Source organism: Pseudoxanthomonas sp. YR558 (genome assembly GCF_900116385.1).
GTDB lineage: Bacteria > Pseudomonadota > Gammaproteobacteria > Xanthomonadales > Xanthomonadaceae > Pseudoxanthomonas_A.
In genome coordinates this window covers 104,343-126,143 of record NZ_FPCI01000002.1, presented here as the reverse complement: position 1 = coordinate 126,143, position 21,801 = coordinate 104,343, and the positions used below count along the sequence as shown (strand labels likewise).

Annotated in this window: 23 protein-coding genes and 1 tRNA gene; 15 read left to right on the top strand and 9 right to left on the bottom strand. The window is 68.3% G+C overall.

What is annotated here, in order from left to right; translation table 11 throughout:
* The first annotated feature begins 114 nt into the window (after window positions 1-114).
* The 5 genes from BM365_RS18260 to BM365_RS12145 all read left to right on the top strand — a co-directional run bounded on the left by BM365_RS18260 (window position 115) and on the right by BM365_RS12145 (window position 4,365).
* On the top strand, window positions 115-237 hold the full coding sequence (locus BM365_RS18260) for a hypothetical protein (protein WP_255412318.1): 123 nt from the start codon (window positions 115-117) through the stop codon (window positions 235-237).
* Between the two features lie 431 nt (window positions 238-668).
* Window positions 669-738: transfer RNA gene (locus BM365_RS12165), tRNA-OTHER, on the top strand.
* A gap of 425 nt (window positions 739-1,163) precedes the next feature.
* Window positions 1,164-2,282, top strand: coding sequence for a slipin family protein (locus tag BM365_RS12155; protein WP_093490759.1), 1,119 nt, complete (start codon window positions 1,164-1,166; stop codon window positions 2,280-2,282).
* A gap of 60 nt (window positions 2,283-2,342) precedes the next feature.
* Entirely contained in the window at window positions 2,343-3,098 is a 756-nt protein-coding gene (locus tag BM365_RS12150) for a hypothetical protein (protein ID WP_093489832.1), read from the top strand.
* Between the two features lie 49 nt (window positions 3,099-3,147).
* On the top strand, window positions 3,148-4,365 hold the full coding sequence (locus BM365_RS12145; RefSeq protein ID WP_093489831.1) for an RtcB family protein: 1,218 nt from the start codon (window positions 3,148-3,150) through the stop codon (window positions 4,363-4,365).
* Between the two features lie 113 nt (window positions 4,366-4,478).
* Here BM365_RS12145 and BM365_RS12140 read toward each other — a convergent pair whose 3' ends face one another.
* Together BM365_RS12140 and BM365_RS12135 are read right to left on the bottom strand one after the other, a co-directional pair.
* A complete protein-coding gene (locus BM365_RS12140; RefSeq protein ID WP_093489830.1) occupies window positions 4,479-6,980 on the bottom strand; it encodes an ABC transporter permease in 2,502 nt (833 codons plus the stop codon).
* A complete protein-coding gene (locus BM365_RS12135; RefSeq protein WP_233210801.1) occupies window positions 6,977-7,714 on the bottom strand; it encodes an ABC transporter ATP-binding protein in 738 nt (245 codons plus the stop codon). Before BM365_RS12135 ends, BM365_RS12140 begins: the two co-directional genes overlap by 4 nt.
* A 70-nt stretch (window positions 7,715-7,784) precedes the next feature.
* Between BM365_RS12135 and BM365_RS12130 the strand changes: the two genes are divergently transcribed.
* Both BM365_RS12130 and BM365_RS12125 read left to right on the top strand, forming a co-directional pair.
* Window positions 7,785-8,429 carry an arylesterase gene (locus BM365_RS12130; RefSeq protein WP_093489829.1) on the top strand — a complete coding sequence of 215 codons (645 nt, stop codon included), beginning with the start codon at window positions 7,785-7,787 and terminating at the stop codon, window positions 8,427-8,429.
* A gap of 115 nt (window positions 8,430-8,544) precedes the next feature.
* Window positions 8,545-8,757, top strand: a complete 213-nt coding sequence (locus tag BM365_RS12125; RefSeq protein WP_056880770.1) for a hypothetical protein — start codon at window positions 8,545-8,547, stop codon at window positions 8,755-8,757.
* A gap of 6 nt (window positions 8,758-8,763) precedes the next feature.
* On the opposite strand, the gene BM365_RS12120 is transcribed toward BM365_RS12125, so the two are convergent.
* From BM365_RS12120 to BM365_RS12105, 4 genes are all read right to left on the bottom strand, one after another.
* The gene (locus tag BM365_RS12120) at window positions 8,764-9,408 is read right to left on the bottom strand and encodes a DsbA family oxidoreductase (protein WP_343124176.1); all 645 of its coding nucleotides are present in this window, start codon (window positions 9,406-9,408) and stop codon (window positions 8,764-8,766) included.
* Between the two features lie 22 nt (window positions 9,409-9,430).
* Window positions 9,431-10,723: a Xaa-Pro dipeptidase gene (locus tag BM365_RS12115; RefSeq protein WP_139227423.1), complete on the bottom strand. Its 1,293-nt coding sequence runs from the start codon at window positions 10,721-10,723 to the stop codon at window positions 9,431-9,433.
* A 95-nt stretch (window positions 10,724-10,818) separates the two neighbouring features.
* Complete coding sequence (locus BM365_RS12110; RefSeq protein ID WP_093489827.1) at window positions 10,819-11,853, bottom strand: aldo/keto reductase; 1,035 nt, start codon at window positions 11,851-11,853, stop codon at window positions 10,819-10,821.
* 101 nt (window positions 11,854-11,954) lie between these two features.
* A complete protein-coding gene (locus tag BM365_RS12105; RefSeq protein WP_093489826.1) occupies window positions 11,955-12,689 on the bottom strand; it encodes an SDR family oxidoreductase in 735 nt (244 codons plus the stop codon).
* A 200-nt stretch (window positions 12,690-12,889) separates the two neighbouring features.
* On the opposite strand from BM365_RS12105, the gene BM365_RS12100 reads away from it, so the two are divergent.
* Both BM365_RS12100 and BM365_RS12095 read left to right on the top strand, forming a co-directional pair.
* Entirely contained in the window at window positions 12,890-13,798 is a 909-nt protein-coding gene (locus BM365_RS12100) for an AraC family transcriptional regulator (protein WP_093489825.1), read from the top strand.
* Between the two features lie 109 nt (window positions 13,799-13,907).
* Window positions 13,908-14,480 (top strand): DUF3016 domain-containing protein, encoded by a 573-nt coding sequence (locus BM365_RS12095; RefSeq protein ID WP_093490756.1) that lies wholly within the window; start codon window positions 13,908-13,910, stop codon window positions 14,478-14,480.
* 9 nt (window positions 14,481-14,489) lie between these two features.
* Here the strand turns inward: BM365_RS12095 and BM365_RS12090 are convergent, their stop codons facing one another.
* Entirely contained in the window at window positions 14,490-15,314 is an 825-nt protein-coding gene (locus tag BM365_RS12090) for a hypothetical protein (protein WP_093489824.1), read from the bottom strand.
* 98 nt (window positions 15,315-15,412) lie between these two features.
* Here BM365_RS12090 and msrB point away from each other — a divergent pair, with 98 nt between their 5' ends.
* The 5 genes from msrB (at window position 15,413) to BM365_RS12065 (ending at window position 18,506) form a co-directional block, all read left to right on the top strand.
* Window positions 15,413-15,880: a peptide-methionine (R)-S-oxide reductase MsrB gene (gene msrB / locus BM365_RS12085; protein ID WP_093489823.1), complete on the top strand. Its 468-nt coding sequence runs from the start codon at window positions 15,413-15,415 to the stop codon at window positions 15,878-15,880.
* A gap of 78 nt (window positions 15,881-15,958) precedes the next feature.
* A complete protein-coding gene (locus BM365_RS12080; protein WP_093489822.1) occupies window positions 15,959-17,017 on the top strand; it encodes a CorA family divalent cation transporter in 1,059 nt (352 codons plus the stop codon).
* A gap of 34 nt (window positions 17,018-17,051) precedes the next feature.
* On the top strand, window positions 17,052-17,825 hold the full coding sequence (locus tag BM365_RS12075) for a HipA family kinase (RefSeq protein ID WP_093489821.1): 774 nt from the start codon (window positions 17,052-17,054) through the stop codon (window positions 17,823-17,825).
* Window positions 17,812-18,219 (top strand): DUF3037 domain-containing protein, encoded by a 408-nt coding sequence (locus tag BM365_RS12070; RefSeq protein WP_093489820.1) that lies wholly within the window; start codon window positions 17,812-17,814, stop codon window positions 18,217-18,219. Before BM365_RS12075 ends, BM365_RS12070 begins: the two co-directional genes overlap by 14 nt.
* Window positions 18,216-18,506, top strand: coding sequence for a DUF4031 domain-containing protein (locus BM365_RS12065; protein WP_093489819.1), 291 nt, complete (start codon window positions 18,216-18,218; stop codon window positions 18,504-18,506). Before BM365_RS12070 ends, BM365_RS12065 begins: the two co-directional genes overlap by 4 nt.
* Before the next feature lie 7 nt (window positions 18,507-18,513).
* On the opposite strand, the gene BM365_RS12060 is transcribed toward BM365_RS12065, so the two are convergent.
* Window positions 18,514-20,379, bottom strand: a complete 1,866-nt coding sequence (locus BM365_RS12060) for a M56 family metallopeptidase (RefSeq protein WP_093489818.1) — start codon at window positions 20,377-20,379, stop codon at window positions 18,514-18,516.
* 1 nt (window position 20,380) lies between these two features.
* On the bottom strand, window positions 20,381-20,776 hold the full coding sequence (locus tag BM365_RS12055) for a BlaI/MecI/CopY family transcriptional regulator (protein ID WP_056880756.1): 396 nt from the start codon (window positions 20,774-20,776) through the stop codon (window positions 20,381-20,383).
* Window positions 20,777-20,939: 163 nt separating this feature from the next.
* Here BM365_RS12055 and motA point away from each other — a divergent pair, with 163 nt between their 5' ends.
* A complete protein-coding gene (gene motA / locus BM365_RS12050) occupies window positions 20,940-21,794 on the top strand; it encodes a flagellar motor stator protein MotA (protein ID WP_056880755.1) in 855 nt (284 codons plus the stop codon).
* Window positions 21,795-21,801 lie beyond the last annotated feature (7 nt).

Below are 21,801 nucleotides of genomic sequence, written 5' to 3'. Positions count from 1 at the left end.
CGTCGGTCGGGCTTCGAAAATAAAATAAAAAAAGTGTTGCGCATCGCGAACAAGCGGCGTATCGTGCGCGCCCGTCGGCCACGTGGCCGTTTTTTCATCAATCGAATTCTTCCCATGAAGCCCGCCTATTCCTTCGACAGCAAGCCCGCCCTGCAGCCATCGCGCTGCGGCCTGGCGCTGCGTGCGAACGGCAGCGACCTGCGCGATATCGAACGCGCACGGCACCTGGACTTCTGACATCCGGCTGACTCCCTGGGAGATCGGCCACCCCGATCTCCCGAGGAACGCGAACGCCCTCGGGTCGCCGTACCCGGGGGCGTTTTGTTTTCAGCGTTCGCGGAGGATGCGCATGCATCGAGGTTCGTTTCTTTCCACCACGGAAGTTCCTTTCCGCCCTGGGGCATCCGGGTAGCGCGCGTGCGCGCCCCGATGCAGGGGCGCGGCTGCGACTGGCGCATGTGCGCTGCGTCGTGATGCCCCGACGCGGGCTGCACGTGGAGAGAACACCCACAAGGGCGCGTCGCGCCCGAACGGATTGCCGGTTGGCGACAGCCGGCAATGGGGAACATCGATCGAACACGCTACAGCGGTACGGGCTAGCGTCCCGTCCGGTGCGCGCGGCGCTGCCGTGGCGTATGCCGAAGCGTGGGAGACGGTGTTCCTCGAGCGGACGGAAGCTCAGAGGCAGAGCAGCGGCGCATGCCGTTGGCCACCGGTTCGAATCCGGTTCGTCCACCACTGGATAGCTCAGATGGGTAGAGCATCGGACTATTAATCCGACGGTCGCGGGTTCGACTCCCGCTCCAACACCAGACTGTAAATCTGGAATCAGGGACGCACGTCCCGCCCAGGAAACGCCCCGTGCGGCGTGTCGTCCCTCCGCGATGGATTGCGGTCTGGCGACGCACGCAGCGGGGACGGAGCCGGCACCGCGCCCTCGACGCGGAAGCGTGCAGCGTTCGATGCGGTCCACGGACCGCGCCCTCGTTGCGATGCTTCCGCCGACAGCGCCGATCGCCCGCATCGCCGCCGTCCAGGGGCGTTTCCACCTTCTTCCGCCGATCGCGAATCGCGATGGGCACCCTTCGTCGCGGGATTCGATCCACTGCGGCGATCCTTTGAATCCGGATCGAACCACCAGAGCCAACAAGGAGAACAACGCCATGTTCTGGACCAAGAGGGTCGTGATCGGTGACGGCGAGCGCGGCCTGGTGTATCGCAACCGTCGGTTCGAGCAGCTGCTCGCGCCCGGCGTGTACCGCTGGTTCGACCCGATAGGTCGGATCGAGGTGCGCACCTTCAACATCGCAGCGCCGGAATACGCCGGCAACGACGTCGACGCGCTGATCGCGCGCCTCGGCGAGCGTTTGGGCGACACCTTCGTCCTCGCCGACATCGGCGTGGACGAGGTGGGCCTGGTGCTGAAGAACGGCAAGCTGGAAGACGTGCTGCCGCCCGGCACGCGGCGTCTGTACTGGATCGGCCTGGTGAAGGTCGAAGTGCAGGCGGTGGCGCTCGCCACGCCGGACGTGGACGTCGCCGTCGCGCGACGCCTGCGCCAGCTGGGCGCGTTGTCGAAGCTGGCCGTGGTGGCTGATGTGCCGGCGGAGTTCGCCGGCCTGGTGTTCATCGACGGCAAGCTCGATCGCACGCTCGCCCCGGGCAGCTACGCCTTCTGGAATTTCCAGAAGAACGTGGTCGTGGACATCGTCGACCTGCGCGTGCAGGCGATCGAGGTCTCGGGCCAGGAGCTCCTGACCCGCGACAAGGTCAGCCTGCGCGTGAACCTGGCCGCCAGCACCCGCGTCACCGACGTGGTGGCAGCGCGCACCAAGGTCGCGAAGGTCGGCGACTTCGTCTACCGCGAGCTGCAGTACGGCCTACGCAAGGCGGTCTCCGCCAAGACGCTGGACGAGCTGCTGGGCGACAAGGCCTCGCTGGACGCCGACATCTTCGCCTACGTGCGCGGCCAGATGGCCGGGCTCGGCGTCGAGGTGCTGGGCGTGGGCGTGAAGGACGTGATCCTGCCGGGCGAGATGAAGGAGATCCTCAACGGGGTGGTGCAGGCGGAGAAGACGGCACAAGCCAACGTGATCCGCCGCCGCGAGGAGGCGAACGCCACGCGTTCCCTGCTCAACACCGCGAAGCTGATCGATGAGTCACCGGTGCTGATGCGCCTGAAGGAGCTCGAGGCCCTGGAGAAGGTCACCGAGAAGATCGACAAGCTCACCGTGTTCGGCGGCCTGGATGGCGTGCTGAAGCAATTGGTGACATTGAAGTAGCAAACCGTGGCGGCCGCATGGACGCGGCCGTCGCGGTCCACAAGGATGAAAGGACGACACATGCGCAACGACATGTTCAAGGTCATCGTGGAGCGGCCGCGACGCGGAGGAAGTTACGCCCGCGAGCGTGCGCCGCATGCCAACGATGAGGGCGCGCCGATGCAGGAAAGCCTGCGCTGGCGCCACCAGCACCGGAAATGGCTCAACGAGAATCTGCGACCGCTGGAACGCTACCTGCACGGACAGGTCGGCAAGCCCTGGGACAAGGTGTATTCGGAGATCTGTGCCGGCATCGATCGGCGAAGCACCGTGCAGCAGCACATCCACCAGCACCTGGCCGATTTCGTGGCGATGCGGCTGTCGATCATCGATGGCCGGTTGCACTGGCTCAAGGGCTGGGGGCGGCCGACGCCGTTGGCCGACCGCTGGGCACCGAAGCTCTACGTGGATCCCGCGACGGGACTGCTGCGCCGCAATCGCGAACGCGAGCAGCTGCGTCGGCAGGAACGGGTAACGTGGTCGATGCTCGAGCAGACGCCGGACCGCATCGATCTGGGGCCGCTGCATCAGCTGCACCGCCTGCAGGGCATCTGGTACGAGGTCGAGTTGGCCTTGATCCCGCCCGCCGGTCGTGGCCGAGGCGTCACCGACGTGGTGCGAAGCTGCACCGTCGTGGCCTACGGCCATCGCGGCGCAGGGCGGCACGTCGTCCAGGGCGACCGCGCGCTCTATGGCAGCGACGAGGTTTATGCGCGCCACAAGCGACAGCTCGGTACACGCGAGCTGCGCGTGCATCGGCTCCACAACACGCAATGAAGAAGATCCGTCCGGGGCGCCGACGCTCGCGGACGAAAGGAAAAGGAACATGAGCACTACGTTTGAACTGCTGCACGCCGAGGGCAGCACCACGCCGATCAAGGGCTGGGTGCGCGGCGTGCCCCTGGACCAGGGCGCCCACGAGCAGCTGCGGAACATCGCGGCCGTCCCCTTCGTCGGCCCGTGGGTCGCGGTGATGCCCGACGTGCACCTGGGCAAGGGCGCGACCGTGGGCTCGGTCATCCCGACGCGCGGCGCCATCATTCCGGCGGCGGTCGGCGTGGACATCGGCTGCGGCATGGCCGCGGTGCGGACCACGCTGCGCGCGAAGGACTTGCCGGACAACCTGGCGCAACTGCGTTCGAGCATCGAGCGCAGCGTGCCGGTCGGCAACGGGCGTGGCGGCGAACACTGGAAACTGCCGGACAGCATCCGCACGCGTATCACGCAGTCGGGACTGGAACCACGCCTGGAGGCGATCAAGCAGAAGCACCGCAAGATCCGTACCGACAAGCTGGATCGCCAGATCGGCACGCTGGGCGGCGGCAACCACTTCATCGAGATCTGCCTGGACGAGGCCGACGCGGTGTGGGTGATGCTGCACAGCGGTTCGCGCGGCACCGGCAACCTGATCGGCAACTACTTCATCGAGCGGGCGCGCGAGCACCTGGCGCACCGTGTGCTGGGGTTCCACCTGCCGGACAAGGACTTGGCCTTCTTCATGGAAGGCGAGCCCTTGTTCGACGACTACGTGGAAGCGGTCTCGTGGGCACAGGACTACGCCCGCGAGAACCGCGAAGCGATGATGTCGCGCGTACTGGCGGAGATGCGCCACCGCCTGCCGAAGTTCCAGTTGGAGAAGATGGCGGTGAACTGCCACCACAACTACGTGCAGAAGGAAACGCACGGCGGCGTGGACCTGCTGGTGACCCGCAAAGGCGCGGTGAGCGCGCGCGCAGGCGAGCTGGGGATCATCCCCGGCAGCATGGGCGCGAAGAGCTTCATCGTGCGCGGCAAGGGCAACGCGGACAGCTTCCACAGCTGCAGCCACGGGGCCGGCCGCGTGCTGAGCCGTACCGCGGCGCGCCAGCAGATCACCCTGTCGCAGCACCGCGAGGCGACGGCGCACGTCGAATGCCGCAAGGACGCCGGCGTGATCGACGAATCACCGGCGGCCTACAAGGACATCGACGCGGTGATGTCGGCGCAGAGCGACCTGGTGGAGGTCGTCCACACGCTGCGCCAGGTGGTGTGCATCAAGGGGTGAGCTTCGGCTCGCCCCTTCTTTTTCGACCGTTCTTGTGGGAGCGACGTAAGTGGCGATGAAGCGTTACCGGTGACCCATCGCGACTTACGTCGCTCCCACACCAGCCAGACGCTTCAGCCCTGCAGCTCGCGCAACGTCACCGACGGCGGCGCATCCAGCACCTTGCGCGTGGCGAACAGGCCCGCGCCCAACGCCGCCAGCATGCCCAGCCCGCCGCCGATGGCGGCCAGCTGCCAGTTGGCCTTCCACGGCAGGTCGAACACCTGCGTGGCGACCACACCGGACAAGATCGAGGCCGCGATGGCGGCGACCAGACCCGCCAACAGGCCGATGGCAGCGAACTCCGAGGCCTGCGCAAGGCGCAGCTGGCGACGGCTGCCGCCGAGCACGCGCATCACCCCGCCTTCCAGCAGCCGTTCGTCCTGGCTGGCGCTCACCGCGGCCATCAGCACCAGCAGGCCCGCCGCCAGCGAGAACCAGAACACCACCTGCACCACCTGCGAGACCTGCTCGGCCGTGCTGCGCACCTGCTTCAGCACCGCCTCCACGTCGATCACCGAGAGATTCGGGAACTGTCCCACCAGCTCGCGCGTGAAAGCGGTATCGCCGGTCGGCACGCTGACCGCGGTGATGTAGCTGGCCGAGTAGCCATCGAGCGAGCCCGGCGAAGCGACGACGAAGAAATTCGGACGGAAGCTCTCCCAGTCCACGCTGCGAAGGCTGGTGACGCGTCCCTCGAAGCGTTGGCCCGCGATATCGAAGGCGACGCGATCACCCAGCTTCCAGCCCAGTGCGTCGGCGAAATCCTCTTCCACCGACAGTTCCGGCGACGACGGCGTGCGGCCGGTCCAGAATTCGCCCGCGGTCACCTTGTTGTCGTCGCGCAACGTCGCGGCCATCGACAGATTGAACTCGCGCTCGGCACGTCGCTGCGTGCGCTCGTCGGCCTCTTCATAGTCCGCACCGCTGCTCGGTTTGCCGTTCAGTTCGACCAGGCGGCCACGGATCATCGGATACAGGTCCACCGCTGACAGGCCGCGCGCCTGCATGAAGGTCTTCACCGGATCGACCTGGTCCGGCTGGACGTTGATGATGAAGCGGTTGGGCGCATTGGCCGACAACGCGAGCTGCCAGCGATCGAGCAGGTCGGTGCGCACGAAGGTCAGCAGCAGCAGCGCCATCAGGCCGAGGCCCAGCGCGGATACCTGCGCGATCGACGTGCCCGCGCGACGGCTGACGTTGGCCAGCCCGTAGCGCAGGCTGCCGCGCAACCGCGAGCGCAGGCGGCGCACCAGCAGGATCAGCAGCCACGCCAGCAGGGCAAGCACGGCGAGCGTGCCGACGATGCCCACCAGCATCGCGGTGCCGAGCGTCGGCGAGCCGGCCTTCCACCACAACAGCGCGCCCAGGCCGACGAAGCCCGTCAGCGCGACCAGCCATGCGCTGGGCTCCGCGCGGTCCAGGTCGCGACGCAGCACGCGCAGCGCGGGCACGCGCCGCAGCGCCAGTACCGGCGGCGCGCCGAACGCGAGCAGCACGATCATGCCCACGCCATACCCCTGCACCGCAGGCAACAGCCCTGCCGGTGGGATGTCGATCTTCAACGATTGCTTCAGCCAGCTGCCGATACCCCACTGCAGGCCGAAGGCGATCAGCACGCCCACCGTGCACGCGGCCAGGCCCAGCAGCACCAGTTCGCCGACATGGATGCCGACCAGCGTGCGCTGCTGTGCGCCGAGGCAACGCATCACCGCGGTGCCGGAGAGATGGCGCTCGCTATGACGACGCGCGGCCATCGCCACCGCGACGGCGGCGAGGACCACGGAGACCAGAGCGGCCAATCCCAGGAAGCGGCTGGCGCGGTCGAGCGCGGAGCGCACTTCCGGGCGCGCGTCCTGGATGGTCTCCATCCGCTGGCCGCGCGCGAGCTGCGGCTTGACCTTTGCGGTGAAGGTTTCGACCGCAGCGGCATCGCCGGCCACCACCAGGCGATAGCGCAGGCGACTACCCTCCTGGACGAGGCCGGTGGACGGCAGGTCGTCGAGGTTGAGGAAGACTTTCGGCGCGACGTTGAAATAGTCCAGCGCCGCATCGGGCTCCTGCGTCACCAGCGCGGCCAGGGTCAGCGTGCGCGTGCCGATGCCGATCGCATCGCCCGGTTTCGCCCCCAGCGTTTCGGCGCCGGCCTGGCTGATCCACACCGTGCCGGGCGCGGGAACGCCCACCGCATCGCGCTCGACGGCGCCGGCACGTTCGACGATGCGGAAGCTGCCGCGCAGCGGGAAGCCGTCGCCCAGTGCACGCAGGTCGCCGAGCGACAGCGATTCGCCCGCGCGCACCATGCTCTGCATCTCCTGCGTCTCGGTCACGCGCAGGCCGGGGGCGTTCGCCAGCGCGCGCAGCGCGTCCGTCGGTGGCGTGTCGCCACGCACGACCACGTCGCCTCCCAGCAGGCGGTTCGCCTCGATGGCGAGCGCACGCTCCGCGCGATCGGTGACGAAGCCCACCGACGTCACCGCGACGACGGCCAGCACCAGCGCGGCGAACAGGATGCGGATATCGCCCGCCACCAGGTCGCGGAGCAACTGGCGCCAGGCCAGCGCCAGCGTCTTCATGCGGCCTCGCCCTGCAGGCGCCCGGCGTCCAGGCGCAGCAAACGCTGGCAACGCTCGGCCAAATGATCGTCATGCGTGACCAGGATCAACGTGGTGCCGGCATCGGCATTCAACGCGAACAACAGTTCGATGATCGCCTGGCCAGTGTGCGTGTCGAGGTTGCCGGTGGGTTCGTCGGCGAACAGCAGCGAGGGACGGGTGACGAACGCGCGCGCGAGCGCGACGCGCTGCTGTTCGCCGCCGGACAGCTGCCGCGGGTAGTGGCCCAGGCGCTGGCCCAGGCCGACCTTCTCGAGAATCTGTCGCGCGGGCCCGTCCACGTCTGCATCGCCCCGCAACTCCAGCGGCAGCATGACGTTCTCCAGCGCGGTCAGCGACGGCAGCAGCTGGAAACTCTGGAACACGAAGCCGACCTTCTCGCCGCGCACGCGTGCACGACCATCTTCATCCATATCGGAGATACGCTCGCCATCCAGCGTCACCGTGCCGGCACTGGGGACGTCCAGTCCCGCCAGCAACGACAACAGCGTGCTCTTGCCCGAGCCCGACGCGCCGACGATCGCGACGGTGTCGCCGTGGCCGATGCGGAAGCCGATGTCGTCGAGTATCGTCAGTTCGCCGCCGGGCAGCGTCACGTGTTTGCCCAAGCCTTGCACGTCGAGGACGGCGCGTGCGGTGGTGCGGGCTTCAGTGTGCAGTCTGCTGGCGTCGGCCATGATCATCTCGTCGGTCATTTCGTGAATCATCGGGAGCGCGGATTAAATGTTTCTTAATTCAAACAGGTATGGGGCCAAACGCACGCGCATGCAATGGGCCGCGGGCCTGGCCTTGCTTCTGCTCGTCGCGTTGTTCGCACGGCCCGTCGCAGCACAGGCCGGGAAGGCCGCACCCGCGAAGAGCGCACGCACCATCCTGGTGATGGGCGATTCGCTGTCGGCCGCATACGGACTGGCGCCGGCACAGGGCTGGGTGGCCCTCACGGCCGATCGCGTCGGCAAGACGAAGTCCGGCTGGCGCGTCGTCAACGCCAGCATCAGCGGCGAGACCACGGCGGGAGGTGCGGCCCGCATGGCGGCGGAACTGCAGCGCCATCGTCCGGCCGTGGTCGTCATCGCCCTGGGGGCGAACGACGGCCTGCGTGGCCTGCCGCTGGCGCAGACCCGCGCCAACCTGGCGAAGATGATCGCGGCCGCCCAAGCGGGCAAGGCCAAGGTCCTGCTGGTCGGCATGCGCATGCCGCCCAACTACGGCCCGGACTACACGCGCGGCTTCGAACAGAACTACAGCGCACTGTCGAAGCAGTACGGCACCGCTCTGTTGCCCTTCCTGCTGGAACCCATCGCGCTGGACCGCGATGCCTACCAGGCCGACAACCTCCACCCTGTCGCCGCGGCGCAACCCAAGCTGCGGGACCACGTATGGAAGGCGCTGGAGCCGCTGCTTCGCTGAGACACGTAGGAATTTTCCTACGCCGATCCGCGGCATCCGCCGAATGTGATAGCTGACACTTTCACGCACAGTAGCTCTGCCGGTTCCCTGCCCGGCATTGCGACTGGAGTGTTCCATGCCCCGCCTGCTTTTCACCATCGCCGCCGCCGCCAGCGGATGGCAGCTCTACGAGGGCCAGTACGGCCGCAACTGGTTCGACAACCTGGGCGACGCCCGGGAGAACGCGAAGCTGCTCGCCGCCACCCTGCACCAGCACCACGGCATCCCCACCGCCGTCGTCATCGAGATGCCCAGCAACGAGGCCATCCTGCTGGCCCGGCACGGCTGATCCCGCTTAACCCGCGAGCCCCGACAGCTGCCGCAGGGCCTGCTCGAAGGTCTCCGGCGGCTGCCCGCCCTGCACTAGGTGGCGCCCGTTGAAGATCACCGACGGCACCGCCTGGATGCCGTGCTGCTGATAGAAGCGTTCGCGCTCGCGGACCTCCGTGGCGAATCGGTTGGTCTCGAGGATGCGCCGCGCCTCGTCGATATCCAGTCCAGCGCGGCCAACGATCGCGACCAGCGCGTCGCGATCGGACACATTGCGCCCCTCGCCGTGGTAAGCCTGCAGCAGCGCGCGCTTCAAGTCGTGCTGCTGCGTGGTGCCAAGCCCTCCCGCCCAATGCAGCAGACGGTGCGCATCGAAGGTGTTGTAGATGCGGTCGCGCTTCTGAAGGTCGAAGTGAAAGCCCAAGGCTTCACCGCGCCTTCTCAGCGCTTCGCCGTTCTGCGCCAGCTGCTCAGGTGACAGGCCGTACTTGCGGCCCAAGTGGTCGGCGATCGACTCGCCCTCGGGACCCATGTCCGGATTGAGCTCGAAGGGTTGGAAATGCAGCTCGACCTCGAGACCTTCACCGATGTTGGCAATCGCGCGTTCCAAAGACGCCAGGCCGATCGCGCACCAGGGGCAGGCGACGTCGGAAACGAAATCGATCTTCACGGGGTTCGACATGCGGTCGTTCTCACTCACGGGTGTTCTTGTAGACGCGGCCCTGCTTCATCACGAAGCCGACGTTCTCCAGCACCGCCACGTCCTGCAGCGGATCGCCATCCACGGCGATCAGGTCGGCGAAGTAACCCGGCTTGAGCACGCCGACGTCCTTGTCGATGCCGAACAGGCGCGCGTTCACGACGGTGGCCGAACGGATCGCCTGCAGTGGGGTCATGCCGAACTGCACCATGCGCGAAAACTGGCGCGCATTGAGGCCATGCGGATACACGCCGCCATCGGTACCGAAGCCCATGATCGCGCCAGCCTGATGGGCCTTGCGGAAGTTCTCGCGCTGGGTGGTGCCCACGCGGCGTTCCTTCTCCAGCGACTCGGGCAGGAAGCCGGCCTTCTCCCCTTCGCCGAGGATGTATTCGGTGTTGTAGATGTCCATCACCAGTACGGCGCCGTTCTTCTTCGCCAACGCAATGCCTTCGTCGTCGATGAAGCTGGCATGCTCGATCGAATCCACGCCGGCGAGCAGCGCATTGCGGATGCCCGTGGCGCCATGCGCGTGCGAGGCGACCTTACGGCCTAGCGCGTGCGCCTCGTCGACCAGCGCCTTCAGTTCTTCCAACGAGTACTGCGGCGCGCCGACCTCGGTGCCCTTGGACAGCACGCCGCCGGTGGAGCAGGTCTTGATGAAGTCGGCACCGAACTTGACGTTCTGCCGTACCTTCTGCCGCGCGGCCCAGGGACCGTCGGCCACGCCCTCGCCCACCGCCTTGTACTCGGCCGGCAACAGGTTGTTGTCGCTGCAGTGCCCGCCGGTGATGCCGATGGACACGCCGCCGGCGAGGATGCGCGGACCTTCGACTTCGCCCGTGGCGATCGCGTCGCGCAGGGCGACGTCCGCGTAACCGGGCGAACCCGGCACGCGCACGGTGGTGAAGCCGGCCAGCAGCGTGGTGCGCGCGTTCTTCGCGCCCTTGATGGCGGCGGCCGGCAGCGAGATCGCCAGCCGCCGGTAGCCCTGCAGGTCCGCATCGCCGTGCAGGTGCACGTGCGCGTCCATCAGGCCCGGCAGCACGGTCTTGTCGGACAGGTCGTGCACGGTCGCGCCGGCCGGTACCGGCGTCGTTGCGGCGGGGCCGATGGCGGTGATGCGTGCGTCCTCGATGACGATGGCCTGGTCGGTCAGCATGCGACCGGATTCGACATCGAGCAGGCGCCCGGCCTTCACGTAGGTCGTCGCCGCGAACGCGGGCGCGCAGGCGATGGACAGGGCAGCGGCGAGGACACTCACCATACGAGCGTGCAGGCGCATCGGAACTCCGGGCAGAGAAAGGGGCCGCGCGACTCTAGCAGCCGCACGCAATCGATGACGAAGCAAGGCGGGCGATCCCGCCCTGCGCATGCGCATCAGACCGGCGTGGGATTGCGGTAGGCGAAGCCCGCCTGGTGCCAGTACGGATACGGCTTCGGCCGCTGGCTCGCCGCATCCAGCTTGGCGACCTGCTCGGCCGTGAGGCTCCAGCCCACCGCGCCCAGGTTCTGCTTCAGCTGCTCCTCGTTGCGCGCACCGATTACCACGGTGCTGACGGTGGGACGCTGCAGCAGCCAGTTCAGTGCGACCTGCGGGATCGTCTTGCCGGCTTCCTGCGCAACTTCGTCCAACGCGTCGACCACGTCGTACAGGTACTCGAGGTCGACCTGCGGACCGGCATCGTTCGCGGTTTGCGATTGCAGGCGGCTGTTCTCGGGCAGTGGCTGCCCGCGGCGGATCTTGCCGGTCAAGCGACCCCAGCCCAGCGGACTCCAGACCACCGCGCCCACGCCCTGGTCGGCGGCCAGCGGCATCAGCTCCCATTCGTAGTCGCGACCGACCAGCGAGTAGTACGCCTGATGCGCCACGTAGCGCGTCCAGCCATGGCGGTCGGCGGCGGCGAGCGACTTCATCAGGTGCCAGCCGGAGAAGTTCGATACGCCCAGGTAACGGATCTTGCCGGCCTTCACCAGCGTATCGAGCGTGGACAGCACTTCCTCGACCGGCGGACGCGCATCGAAGCCGTGCAGCTGGAACAGGTCGATGTAGTCCGTGCCGAGCCGCTTGAGTGCGGCATCGACGGCATTGATCAGGTGATGGCGCGACGAGCCCACCTGGTTCTCGCCGTCGCCGAAGCGGAACGTAGCCTTGGTGGAGATAAGCAGCGAGTCGCGCGGTCGGCCCTTGATGGCCTCGCCGAGGATCTCCTCGGCGGCGCCCTTCGAATAGACATCGGCGCTGTCGAACAGGGTGAGGCCCGCATCGAGGCAGATGTCGACCAGGCGGCGCGCTTCGGCCACGTCGGTGCTGCCCCACGCGCTGAACAACGCGCCTTGGCCACCGAAGGTGCCGGTACCGAAGGAGAGGACGGGGACGCGCAGGCCGGACGCGCCGAGATAGCGGTATTCCATGAGGGGGAATTCCTGAAGCGGGGGAGTGCGCCATTGCACTCCCCCGCTCCGCCAGCGGCAACCCCTGAGCGCGGAAAACTTTGTTGCTTGCCGACGAAGACTCAGTTCGGGCTGGCGGCCGGCCGCACGATGACCTCGCTGACGTCGACGTCGTCGGGCTGTTCCACGGCATACGCGATCGCGCGCGCAATGGCCTCGGCGGGAATCGCGACCTGGCGGAAATCCTCGAGCCACGCCTTGATGCCGGCATCGCTGGTGGTTTCAGCCAGTTCGCTGGTGGTCACGCCGGGCGACACCACGGTGACGCGCAGCTTGTCGTGCTCCTGGCGCAGGCCTTCGGAAATGGCCAGTACCGCGTGCTTCGTGGCGCAGTACACCGACGCACTGGGCCACACGCGATGACCGGCCGTGGAGGCGATGTTGACCACCTGGCCTCCGCCCTGCGCCTGCATGACCGGCAACGCGGCAGCGATGCCGTGCAACACGCCCCGGATGTTGACGTCGATCATGGCGTTCCATTCGTCGATCTTCAGTGCGGCCAGCGGCGACAGCGGCATGACGCCGGCATTGTTGACGATCACGTCGAGCCGGCCGTACTCGGCCTGGGCGAAGGCCACGAACGCCTGCACGTCTTCGATGCGGGTGACGTCGAGCGCACGGCAGCGCGCGCTGCCGCCTGCGGCGGTGATCTCGGCGACCAGCCGCTCCAGCCGGTCGGTGCGACGCGCACCGAGCACGACGTGGGCCCCGCGACGGGCGAGCTCGCGCGCGGCGGCGTCGCCGATGCCGCTGCTGGCGCCGGTGATGGCGATGACTTTTCCTTGGATTCCGGACATGGGGTTACCTCGTTTGGGGGAAGCGCGGCACGGGGCGTGCCGCGACGGGGCGCAGTCTCCGTCCGGCTGCCGCAGCGTCGATATCCGGTTCCTCCGCGATCCTTGCCTGATCCTGCCCCGGCCCTGTCGAAGCCATTCCATCCCGCGGCACGCTGCGTAGACTCGCCTCATCCCCCAAGCCCGTAGCGACGGCCCCTGCCATGACCCACACCGCTTCCATCCATGCCGACCGCCTGCGCGAGCTGGCCACCCTGATTGAACGATCCACCGGCGGCGATGGCCTGCACACGACCGCGATCCCGGCCCTGCAGTTCTCCCGGCTCAGCGCGCCGATGCCGCTCCCGATGCGTGGCGTGCAGGAAGCCGCGCTGTGCCTGATCGTCCAGGGGGCCAAACGCGCCATCCTCGCCGACGAGGTGTACGAGTACGACGCCAGTCGCTTCGTCGTCGCCTCGGTCGACCTGCCCGTCACCGGCCAGGTCACCCAGGCCTCCGCCGACGCGCCCTACCTGTGCCTGATCCTGAAGCTATCGCCCGCGACCATCGCCGAGCTGGTGACCGAAGCGGAATCGGCACGGGCGCCGTTGCCGCCGCCATCGCGTGGCCTGTTCCTGCAACCCAGCAGCGTGGAGATGCTGGATGCGGCGATCCGGCTGGTAAAGCTGCTCGATACGCCGCACGACATCCCGTTGCTGGGTCCGCTGATCGAGCGCGAGATCCTGTACCGCGTGCTGTGCAGCCCGCAGGGGGCGATGCTGCGCCACATCGGCATCGCCGACAGCCAGGGCCAGCGCGTGGCGAAGGCGATCCACTGGCTGCGGCAGCACTACGCGCAGCCGCTGCGCATCGACCACATTGCCCGCGAAGTGCATATGAGCGCCTCCGCGCTTCACCACCATTTCAAGGCGGTGACCGCGATGAGCCCCCTGCAGTACCAGAAGCAGCTGCGCCTGCAGGAAGCCCGCCGACTGATGCTGAGCGAAGTCATGGACGCCGCCAGCGCCGGCCATCGCGTGGGCTACGAGAGCCCCTCGCAATTCAGCCGCGAATACAGCCGCATGTTCGGTGCCCCGCCCGTGCGCGACGTGGAGCGCCTACGCAGCCTCTGAACGGCGTGGAAACCGGCGCTGAACGCAGCGTCGGCGCGACCCGAGGTGGCGTTGCCGCGCTTCCCGGCGCGGGCGCACAATCCCGGCGGATACCTCCCGAGGAATGGCCATGAAAGCCCCCGCCCTGCTGCTCACCGCCCTCGTTGCGCTCACCGCCGCGCTGCCCGGCGAAGCGCGGCAGAAGAACGTCACCGATCCCGGCACACCCCGCAGCGTGCCTGCCGAAGGCGGCGCCGTCAGCGTCCAGTGGACCGATCCCGCGCAGTTCAGCGAGATCAAGTTCAGCGGCAATCGTTGGGAATCGAAACGCGGCACCTGGGTGACCGACTTGGCGACGTACCTGCGCGATGAAGCGGGCCAGCGCCTCGCCCGCGGCCAGACGCTCGACGTCACCATCACCGACATCGACCGCGCCGGTCGCTATGAGCCGATCGTGCGCAACGGCATGGAGGACATCCGTATCGTCAAGGACATCTATCCGCCGCGGATGACGCTGAACTTCGTCGTGAAGGGTCCCGATGGCCAGGTGGTCGCCGAAGGCGAGCGCAAGCTGGTGGACCATGGCTTCCTGATGGGCGCCAATCTCAACAACACCGACAACCTGCGTTACGAGAAGCGCCTGATCGACGACTGGCTGCGCCGCGAGTTCAAGAGCAACGCAGCGCTGACATCCACGCCCTGATCCGCTGACTCAGGGGGCCGGCGCCGTGTTGCGCGACGCCGGCTCGTGCGGGTAGACCGCCGACACCGAGCACTGCACGCGGATCCCGCGGCGCGACCAGCGCCGCTCGTCGCCGGGGATGAGCGCATCCGCATTGCCCGAATCGAAGAGGCTGTTGCCGCCGCTGTCCTGCGCGACCACCCGGTCGCCGGGATTGCCGCAGATGAGGCCGATGCCGACGCCTGAGCGGAAGGTGATGGCGGGCGAGGAATCCAGATCGGGGCACCCGTGCGCGAGTTCGACGCGGTAGTAGCGATGGCCGCCCGAGCGACGTGGCGAGAGTTCCACCAACATGCCTTCGTTGTCTTCCGACCATGCGCGCATGTAACGCGGGTTGAAGCAGAAACTCGAGGAACCGGCGAAGCCCCGCCGTTGCGGCGCGCGCACTTCCACCGTCTCCAGCGTGGTCACGCCGTCATCCGTCTGCATCGACGCCGCGCGCGCCATCGCGGCATACTCGCGGGCGTCGATCGCCGCGATGCCGGTCACGGCGCAGGTCGCCTCGCCGATGCGCACGTATTCCTGGCCGGTCCCGCACACCCAGCCCTCGCGGGCGAGCAGGACGGCATCGGCCCGACCGGCGCCGGGACAGCCTTCTGACAGGGTGATGCGGAAACGCTGCCCATCGCGACCTTGAACGGCGAGCTCCGTGGACGAGGCCTGGCGTACTTCCGCCATCTGCCGCGCATCCAGGCAGCCGGGCGCCGGCGGCACGCGCGGCGGCGTCTCAGGCGCTTGCGCATGCGTTGCCTGGGGCAGCGCCAGCGTCGTCATCAAAGCCAGTACCAGTCGCATCCGTGCCATCTCCTGGGAAACCACGCGATGGTAAACCAGGGTTGTGGCGCGCAATAGGCGGCACCATATCGGCGGCATCCCTCACCAGGAACACGTCCATGACGACCTTCGACCTGACCCCGCCCTCCGATACCCAACGGACGGCGCTGATCGCCAGCCTCAGCGAAGACGAGCGCCGGGTGCTGCTGCAGCATGGCACCGAGGCACCGTTCTGCGGCGTGTTCCTGGACAACAAGCAGGACGGCACCTACACCTGCCGCCTGTGCGGCTTGCCGCTGTTCCGCTCCAGCGCGAAGTTCGATTCCGGCACGGGCTGGCCGAGCTTCTTCCAGCCGGTGGACGAAGCGCACGTCGGCCGCATCCGCGACAGCAGCTACGGCATGATCCGCACCGAAATCGTGTGCGCGCGTTGCCACAGCCACCTGGGCCATGTGTTTCCGGACGGCCCGCCGCCGACCGGCGAGCGGCACTGCCTGAACTCGGTCTCGCTGGCCTTCACGCCGCAGGGCGCGCCGCTGCCGGACCCGTTGCAGCGCGGCGGAGCGGAGTCGCAACCGGCGGGATGATGCGGCCGGGGCTGTCACGAGACGGGCATATGACGGCGGTAGCCTGACCGTCACCCAACCGTCGCCTGGCTGTCATGCATGGCCGCATCCATCGAAACGAACGCGACCGCGGCCATGCTTTGCGGCCTGCCTGGTGCGCTCTGGCTGTACCGGTTCGATGACGAAGGTCGGGCGAAAGCGCTCGACGCCGGCGCGTGCGACGACAGCGCACTTCGGAGCGCCGATGGCGACGATTGGCATTGGCTGCACCTGGACCTGAGCGATGTGCGCAGCGCGCAGATCGTCGCCAGACTGCCGCTGCCCGACGAAGCGCATGCGACGCTGTTGTCGCCGGATTCCCACGTCAATCTGCAGCTCGATGAGGACGTGGCGCACGGCGCGTTCGTCGATTGGGCGCACCAGCGCGGCGTGGACCTCGCCGCCGAAGGCCCGTTGCGCGGCGACGATGGCATCGGCTGGCTGCATTTCGCGATGACGGCGCACCTGCTCGTCACCGCGCGGCGGCAACCCTTGCGCTCGCTGGAAGCCGCGCGTCGCGCGGTGATCGCGGGCGCGCCGGCCGATACGCCGGTGCGCCTGCTGGAAATGGTGGCGGGGCGCTTCGCCGACACCGTGGAGCGCAGCAGCGACGGGCTGTCCGCGCGACTGGACCGCATCGAGGACCGCGTGCTGGCGGACAGCATCGGTGAGGAGCGCCGCGACCTCGCGCAGCTGCGCCACCAGACCGTGCGCCTGCATCGGCCACTCACCGCGATGCGGCGCGTGCTGAAACCGTTCGAGCAACGTCATGCCGGCGACACCGACCACGAACTGCTGCCCGCCGTCGCACGGCTCAACCAGCGCTTCGACGATCTCGATGGCGACGTGGGCACCCTGCAGGAGCGTGCGCGCCTGCTGCAGGACGAAGTGGCCGCGAAACTCGCCGAGCGCACGAACCGCCATCTGTACGTGCTCTCGATGATCACCGCCCTGCTGCTGCCGCCCAGCCTGGTCGCCGGCCTGTTTGGCATGAACCTGCCCGGGCTGCCATTCGCGCACAGCACGCATGGGCTGGCGTTCGCGCTGCTGCTCGGCGCGGCCTCGAGCGTGGGGGTCTATCTGTTGCTGCGGCGCATGGGCGTGGCACGCTCGACCTGAGCGCGGCACGCCGCCGCGCTATCCTAGCGGCCTGATGACGCTTTCTCTCCGCACCGCCACCCGTTACGTCACCCCGCTGCGCGAAGGTGGCTCGATGCCCGCCGTGGTCGAGGCCGACGACGAAGGCCTGTACGTGCTGAAGTTCCGCGGCGCCGGCCAGGGACCGAAGGCGCTAGTAGCCGAAGCGATCGCCGGCGGCCTGGCCAAGGCGCTGCAGCTGCCGATGCCGGACCTCGCCCTGATCGAGCTCGACGCGGACCTCGGCCGCACCGAAGGCGATCCGGAGATCCAGGACCTGATCAAGGCCAGCGCCGGCATCAACCTGGCGATGGACTACCTGCCGGGCGCGGTGAACTTCGATCCCGTGGCCGAACAGCCCGATGCGGACCTGGCGTCGCGCATCGTCTGGTTCGACGCCTTCATCAGCAATGTCGACCGCACTGCGCGCAACACCAACCTGCTGATGTGGCACCGCACGCTGTACCTGATCGACCACGGCGCGGCGCTGTACTTCCACCACGGCTGGGACGGCGACGCGTCCGGTGCCGGCAAGCCGTTCGCGCTGATCCGCGACCATGTGCTGCTGCGCTGGGCCTCGCGCGTGGCCGACGTCGATGTCGAAATGGCAGGCAGGCTGACGGAAGCCACGATCGCCGGCATCGTCGCCGACGTGCCCGACGCGTGGCTGCAAGGACCCGATGCGTTCGGCGATCCGGCGGCCCAACGCGCTGCCTACGTCGAGTACCTGGTCCGCCGCGTGGCGCAACGCGACGCCTTCGTGCAGGAGGCGATCCGTGCGCGCGCATGACACCTACGACTACGCAGTGATCCGCGTCGTCCCGCGCGTGGAGCGGGAGGAGTTCGTCAACGTCGGCATCATCCTGTCGTGCGAGCGCGCGGGTTTCCTCGAAGCGCGGATCGAAGTGGACGAAGCGCGACTGCGCATGCTCGATCCCTCGTTGGACATCGAATCGCTGCGCCGCCACCTGGATACCCTGCCCGCGATCTGCCGCGGTGGCGACGCCGCCGCGCCGATCGGGCTGCTGCCGCCACGCGCGCGCTTTCACTGGCTCACCGCCAAACGCAGCTCGATCATCCAGACCTCGCCGGTGCACATGGGCCGCTGCGGCGACCTGCCCGCCACGCTCGAGCACCTGATGGACCGCATGGTGCGGCCCCCGAAGGCCACCACGCCGCGATGAGCGTCTACGTGGACGATGCCGTCACGCTCTGGCGGGGGAAACGCTGGGCCCACCTGATGGCCGATACGCTGGACGAACTGCATGCGATGGCCGCGCGCCTGGGCATGCCGCGGCGCGCCTTCCAGGACAAGCGCAGCGGCGCGCACTACGACCTGACCGAAGAACTCCGCGAGCAGGCCCTGCAGTTCGGTGCGGTCGCGATCTCGCGCCACCGCGACCGCGAGCAGGTCCGCGCCATCATCCGCATCGCCCGCTCGCAGTGGAGCGGGCTGCGAACGGACGACTGACGCTCCGTCAGAGCCGCTGTGCCTTGCCGCTGCGGATGGCCTCGCCGACCAGGCGATCCACATCGCGCTGCATCCGCACGGCGGCAGCACCCTGCTGGCGGGCCAAGACTTCCTGCTGGCGCGCGAGCGGTTCCTGCTGGCGGGCCAATGCCTCCTGCCGCTTCGCCAGCGCCTCCTGTTCCCGCGCCAGCGAGTCCATCTTGCGGTCGAGCTCCACCTGACGACCCTCGCCGCCACGCATCGCGGCCGACGCTTGTTCGCTGGCGATCGCCGCCATCTTCACGCCGAGCTCGCCCTGCTTGGCACCCAGGTCGCCCTGGCGTTCGCCGAGCGCGCCCTGCTGTTCCCCGAGCTTGCCCTGTTGCGCACCCAACGCTTCCATCGGTGCGTGCGCGGCCTTGATCTGCTTCAGCGTGGCGGTGTCGCGCACGACGTACTGCTTGCCGTCCTGGCGCACCCACAGCACCGGCGCGTTGCCTTGCTGCTGCTTGCGCGCGATGACGATGTCGTCGCTGCGGCCGGCCATCGTGACTTCATTGCCGTCAATGAGGACGTAGGCATCGCCGCCGCCTTCGCGATCGATGTTGATCACGTGCGTGCTGCTGTGGGCGGGATGCTTCGGCGGCGCAGGTGGGGCGGGAGGCGCGGGCGGGGCTACCTTGGGTACAGCCGGGACGGCCGGCGCGGGCGGCGGCGGCGGCGGTGCAGGCACGGCGTACGGACTGGCGGCGGCGACGGCGCGCGGCGCGACGGCCGGGCGCGCCTGCGGTGTCGCGGTGGCGGTCGCTGCCGCGACAGGCGCGATGGCGGCGGTAGGAGCAGCGGCAGGGGTCGGTGCGACCGGGGCGACGGGCGCGCTGGCGGTGACCTGGTACGGCACGGCGCCCAGCAGGACCAGGCCGATGGTCAGGGCCAGGGCGCTGCTGCGCAGGGGCGATGCGGTGTGCTGGAGCATGAGCAGTCTCCTCTTGAGAATGCGGAACGTGGGGGAGGCGCCGGCGAGCGCCGGCGACGGTGCGGTGGAAACGCCCAGCTTCACCAGCAGGCGTCCGTAGTCGTGGGGCGCATGGCGCTCGTCGGCCAGCACCGCGGCATCGCAGGCGACTTCGCGGGCCAGGCCGTATTCGCGTGCCGCGAGGTGGGCGACGGGATGGAAGAAGAACAGGTGCTGCGCCAGCGCCGGCATCCACGCCCACCAGAGATCACGGCGCTGCAGGTGCGCGAGTTCGTGGTGTAACGCCATCCGCAGGTCGTCGCCGCGCATCCGCGCCAGGCCGGCCGCGGGCAGCAGCAGTACCGGGCGCCACGGGCCGGCGAGCATCGGCGAATCGATCTCGTCGCTGACGCGCAGCGTCGGCAAGGTGGAGAGGCCGAGGTGGCGACCGAGCGCGGCGTACTCCTCGTTCGCACGCAGGTCGGCGCAGGGTCGCGCGCGCTTCAACTGTCCGCGCAGGCGAAGTGCGTGGCGTGCGGAATTCACCAGCATCACCGCCACGCCTGCGAGCCACGCCGCGAGCAGCCAGACGTACCAGGCGATCGGCGTACCCGCGTCCTGCGCAGGCAGGGACGTCGCCGCGTCGAATGTCGCCGGAACCGTCGCCAGGTGCACGGCGGTGTCGGCGGCCGACGGGGCGGCTTGCACGGCGACCACGGCGGGTTCGGCGGGCAGCAGCGGCAGCGCGATAGGCGCATGCCACAGCAGGCCTACCACCATCTGCGTGGCGACCAGCCACCACAGCCAGGCCCGCGTGCGCGCATCGAGGCGGGGCAGGAAACGGCACAGCGCCCAGACCAGAGCGGCCAGCAGCACGGCTTGCCCGCCGACAGCGAGCAGGCGCGACGCGATCAGGTCAGCGAAGGCGTCCAGGCCCATCTCAGCTCTCCTTCCGCTTGGATTGCAGGTTGGCGACGAGGGCTTCGAGTTCGGCCAGTTCGTCGTCGCTCACTTCCGAGCGCTGCGACATCCACGCGACGAAGGGGGAGAGCGAGCCCTGCAGGGTCTTCTCCACGAAACTGCCCACCGCCGTGCGCATGACATCGTCGGACTGGGCCACCGGCGCGTAGCGGTACACCCCGTCCACGGGACGACGGCGCAGATAGGCCTTGGCCCGCAACCGCTCCATCATCGTCAGCACAGTGGAACGGGCCAGGCCGCGCGGTTCGCCGAACGCAGCGGCTACCTCGCCGACGCTGGCCTCGCCGTGTTCGGACAGGTGCTGCAGCAGCGCCAGTTCCTGGTCGCCGATGGACTTGCGGGCCTTGCCGGGCATGGGATCGCCTTGTGACTACAGTTGTCGTCAACATGCCCGTGACGACAACTGTAGTCAACCCTGCCGAAGGTCACTCCCGGGCCCGCCCCGACGAACGGTCGGCCCTCAAGAAACCGGTGGACGGGCCGATCCAGAGGAGACCCCACCCCTGCCTCGTGTCGCCATGCTCATCATCGTCGGCTTCATCATCGTCACCCTGAGCGTGATCGGCGGCTACCTCGGCTCGCACGGCAAGCTCGGCGCCCTGTGGCAGCCTTTCGAACTGGTCATCATCGGCGGTGCCGCGCTGGGCGCGTTCATGGCCAGCAATCCGACCAAGGTGGTCAAGAGCACGATCTCGGCGACCTTGTCGGTCTTCAAGGGCGCGAAGTACAAGTCGTCCGACTACCTCGACGTGCTGACGCTGATCCACGAAATGCTCAACAAGGCGCGCCGCGATGGCTTCATGTCGCTGGAAGAGCACATCGAGAACCCGACCAACAGTCCGCTGTTCCAGAAGTACCCCAAGATCCTCGCCGACCACCATCTGCTCGACTTCCTGACCGAGTGCCTGCGCCTGATGGTGGGCAGCAACATCGAACCGCACGAACTGGAGCCGCTGCTAGAGCTAGAGCTGGAGAAGCACCACCACGAAGCGATGGCGCCGGCGCATGCGCTGCAGAAAGTCTCCGACGGCCTGCCCGGCTTCGGCATCGTCGCTGCAGTGCTCGGCATCATCGTGACGATGGGCTCGATCGGCGGCGACATCGCCGCGGTCGGCGCGCACGTCGCCGCCGCGCTGGTCGGCACCTTCCTCGGCATCCTGCTGGCCTATGGTTTCGTCTCGCCGCTGGCCGCCGCCATCGAGGCGCAGGTGGAACAGGACAGCCGCATGTACGAGTCGGTGAAGACCGCCCTGCTCGCCTGCCTGCGCGGCTACAACCCGGCCGTCGCGCTGGAGTTCGCCCGCAAGACGCTGCCCTCGGACGTGCGCCCGCCGTTCGCCGAGTTCGAAGCGCACCTGAAGGCCAACAAGTAAGCCACGG